3 protein-coding genes are annotated in these 4,002 nt (G+C 34.4%); all 3 read right to left on the bottom strand.

Going from position 1 to position 4,002, the window contains the following annotated elements; all coding sequences use genetic code 11:
• Positions 1 to 201: 201 nt before the first annotated feature.
• Positions 202 to 1,089, bottom strand: a complete 888-nt coding sequence (locus tag BM241_RS11915; RefSeq protein ID WP_035146673.1) for a carbohydrate ABC transporter permease — start codon at positions 1,087 to 1,089, stop codon at positions 202 to 204.
• Positions 1,090 to 1,110: 21 nt separating this feature from the next.
• Positions 1,111 to 2,040: an ABC transporter permease gene (locus tag BM241_RS11910; protein WP_025747877.1), complete on the bottom strand. Its 930-nt coding sequence runs from the start codon at positions 2,038 to 2,040 to the stop codon at positions 1,111 to 1,113.
• 102 nt (positions 2,041 to 2,142) lie between these two features.
• Complete coding sequence (locus BM241_RS11905) at positions 2,143 to 3,822, bottom strand: extracellular solute-binding protein (protein WP_025747878.1); 1,680 nt, start codon at positions 3,820 to 3,822, stop codon at positions 2,143 to 2,145.
• Positions 3,823 to 4,002 lie beyond the last annotated feature (180 nt).

The raw sequence follows: 4,002 nt of genomic DNA, 5'->3' as shown, positions 1-4,002 counted from the left end.
ATAAAACTGCTGGAGGCTCTTTTAGGTCAAGGACGGGCGCAGCCCGGCGATAGCGAATCCTTGACCTAAAAGAAGCCGGAAGCAGTAAAATTTAAAGATTAGTGGTGATAATTTAACCTGATTCTAGCCAGAGGGAATTTTACACAAAAATTTGGACTTGATCCGTACTTACTACTTCTCCCAAAGTTAATTTTGAAAATATCAACCCTTTAGAGCACCTACCATGATCCCATGTACAAAATACTTCTGTAAGAATGGATATAATAAAAGAACTGGCAAGCTAGCAACTATTATTGCAGCATATTTTAATATTTCTGCCATCATTTGCCTTCTGATTACAGAATCATCAGCAGCAATCATTTCAGCTGTTTCTTCCTTAATTAAAATTGATCTTAACACTAACTGTAATGGATATTTATTTTGATCCGTAAGATAAATTAAAGCATTAAAAAAACTGTTCCAATGTCCTACACCATAAAAAATAATCATGACGGCTATGATGGGTATTGACAATGGGAGTACTATCTTTAAAAGCAAACTTAAGTTCCCACATCCATCTATCATTGCCGATTCCTGCAATTCAAAAGGAATACTCGTCTGAAAATAATTACGCATAATCGTCATATTCCATACACTTACGGCTCCTGGTAATAATAGAGCCCATATTGTATCCAAAAGCCCCAACTGTTTTACTACCAAATACGTAGGAATCAACCCCCCACTGAAAAACATCGTAAATACAAATATGAAAGTAAAAAATGACCTCGCACGAAAATCACGCCGAGATAAAGGATATGCACCAAGAGTTGTCATTACAAGATTTATAAATGTGCCTAACAACGTATAAAATATTGTATTTCTATACCCTATCATAATCTGGTCATGTGAAAAAACTAATTTATAACTCTCTATATTAAATCCCTTGGGCCATAGCCAAACTTGACCCTGTAAAACACGCACAGGATCACTAAAAGAAGCTGAAACAACAAAGATTAAAGGATAAAGAATAATTACTAGCACTAATGTAAGAATAATTATGTTAACTGTATCAAAAATTTTATCTACTCTTGCTCTTGCTATTGTGTTCATTCCTTTTTTCACTCCTTTTTGTCACCACAAACTAACCTCACTAACTTTACGAGATATATAGTTCACAATTATTATAAGAATAAAATTTATAACCGAATTAAATAAACCTACCGCAGCAGAAAAGGAATACTGAGCACCAAGCAATCCCATTCTATACACATAAGTAGAAATAACATCTGACGATTTCATGTTTAAATCATTTTGTAGCAAAAATACCTTCTCAAATCCCACATTCATTACCTGCCCTAAATTTAATATAAGCAATATTATAGCTGTAGGCATAATAGTTGGTATATTAATATACCATATTCTTTGGATTTTATTTGCACCATCAATAATTGCTGCCTCATGTAACTGTTGGTCAACGCTAGTTAATGTAGCTAAATATATAATAGCATTCCAGCCTGTATGCTGCCATACTCCTGACCATACGTATACATGTTTAAACCAAAAAGGTTCACCCATGAAATAAATTCTTTCTCCTCCTAAAGCTTCTATCAAATGATTGACTATTCCCGTTCGAGGAGATAAAAAAGTTGTCAACATTCCAGCTATTACCACTGTAGACAGAAAATGTGGAGCATAAGTTACTGTTTGTACAACCCGCTTGAATTTACTATTGGTAACTTCGTTTAATAAAAGTGCCAATATAATAGGAGCTGGAAACGACGCTATGAGTTGGTACACACTAAGAGTAATTGTATTCCTTATCAGATTTACAAAATGATAACTATGAAAAAATCTCTCAAAATGATAAAATCCCACCCATGGACTACCCATTATCCCTTTTGCAGCGTTAAAATTCTTAAAAGCAATTTGAACACCATACATTGGCCAGTAAGAAAATATTATGAAATACAAGGTAACAGGCAATATCATTATATACAATGTTTTATTTTTTATAAGATCATATAAAAGACTATCTCTAGAAATTTTACTGTTCTTATCCATTTTCACTTCACCTTTTTATAAAAATTTGTGACGACACACTTAAAGCCTTTGTTAGGCTTTAAGTGTGTCTCTAATCATCTCTTGGTTTAATTTTAGTAAATTTTAGTTACTTTTATATCGTTCATAACCTTTCTGATAAATCTCCATATATTCCTTTAATCCCATTTTTTCTATTTGTTGTACATATTCATCCCATTGATCAAAAGATGTTTTGCCGCTAATAAATTCAGCTCTCATAGTATTTATATAAGAGTGAATATCACTTTGCAACTCATTAAGTCTCTCTGCTTCTTCTATGGTAAAGTTAAATCCAGCCCATATTTCTTTCGGAGCATAAGGTGCCACATTCTGTGCCGCTTTTAAAGGTATAGGATGAGTCTCCCCTCCTTTAAAATAATGCGTCATGGTAATTTGTGGATTACCACCACCCATATATGGTGTGTATTTACCAACAATCTGGTCAAAGGAAGTCCCTTCAGGCATGCTTTCGAGTTCTGGTATAGTATATTCTAAAGTACCGTCTGGATTTCTCTTATATGTTACGCCTTCTACGCCCATGTAGAAAAACGTAGCACCTTCTTCAGAATAGAAGTAATCAATCCATCTTATAGCAACTTCAGGATACTTGCATGCACTTGTTATTTGAAATGAGCCTTTTGAACTAAGTACAGGTCCTTTTCCTGCCCAAATCTTATGCCCATGTGGCCCCTCCAGAGCTTCTGGAATTCCTTCATATTCTTTCTCATGTGTAGCACCAATTGCTTGTGAATTTACAAAACAAAATGCTCCTACTAAATTCTGTTCACCTTTTGCTATTAATTTAGGATGATCCATTGTAAAAATTTCTTGATCCAATAACCCTTCTACATATAACTTATTAAGGTACTGCCATAATTCTTTCATCTCATCAGTAGTGTAAATGAAGCGTAATTCATTAGTTTCTTCATTCATATCAACATAAGGATGTTTACTTCCCCTATTTTGTAATCCCCAGGCTCCTTTTAACACGCCTTCTATGGCAGTAAGATCCGAACTAGTCCATGGTATTTCATCAGCCTGCCCGTTTCCATTAGGATCTCCTTCTTTAAAAGCCTTCAACACATTATATAGTTCATCAGTAGTAGTGGGCATTGATAACCCCAACTTGTCAACCCACGTTCTCCTTATAAAAAGCCTTGTTCCCATTTGAATAGCTTCCGAATCAAAAAGAACGGGTGTAGCATATATCTTACCGTTATATTCTGGCAGACCCTTTTTAACTTCTGGATATTTTTCCATACAAGCCTTTAAATTAGGTGCATATTTGTCAATTAAATCGTTTAATTCAATGAAAATCCCTTGTTCCCCATACCTCAATACATCTAAATCTGGAAAGTTACATCTTATGAATGCGTCCGGTAAATCGCCAGATGCAATAGCTAAATTTCTTTTTTCAGCCAAATCTGTATCAGGAACATTAATCCACTCAATCTTTACTCCAGTCATCTTTTCATATTCCTGCCACACAAAAATCTCTTCATGAGGAGGTTGAACAGGTGTTTGCCTTACCATGAACCTCAAGGTAATCGGTTCTTTTACAATGGGAAACCCCTCTTTATTTAGGTAAGGTGGGACATCTTCATCCTCTTTTGCCTCTTCTTCTTGATCAGTTTGTTTAGATACAGATTCACCCTCTTGTTTTTGTCCTTCTTTATCCGCAGTTTCACTAGATGTACACCCTACTACCAACGATAAAACAAAACTAATACACAAAAGCACTACAAAAACCTTTTTTAGCCTCATTTATAATACCTCCCTATCTTATAATAAAGTATTTAGACTTTTGTAAACTCATAACAATTCTTTAGAGTTTTACTCTTATATAAAGGATCAAGTCCAATTTTTTGTGTAAAATCCCCTCTAGCTAGAGTTAGATAACAATAGTTCAACTTATCGATATTACCTTTTCCTTTTTTCTTTTCA

The organism is Caldicoprobacter faecalis (assembly GCF_900115765.1).
In the GTDB taxonomy this organism is placed as follows: domain Bacteria; phylum Bacillota; class Clostridia; order Caldicoprobacterales; family Caldicoprobacteraceae; genus Caldicoprobacter; species Caldicoprobacter oshimai.
Note: the sequence above shows the minus strand (reverse complement) of the source record. Positions and strands in the feature narration are given on the sequence as shown.

What these genes read in the sequence shown, in the direction of transcription:
- BM241_RS11905 (WP_025747878.1), bottom strand. Translation starts at nt 3,822, where the DNA reads ATGAGGCTAAAAAAGGTTTTTGTAGTGCTTTTGTGTATTAGTTTTGTT.
- BM241_RS11910 (WP_025747877.1), bottom strand. Translation starts at nt 2,040, where the DNA reads ATGGATAAGAACAGTAAAATTTCTAGAGATAGTCTTTTATATGATCTT.
- BM241_RS11915 (WP_035146673.1), bottom strand. Translation starts at nt 1,089, where the DNA reads ATGAACACAATAGCAAGAGCAAGAGTAGATAAAATTTTTGATACAGTT.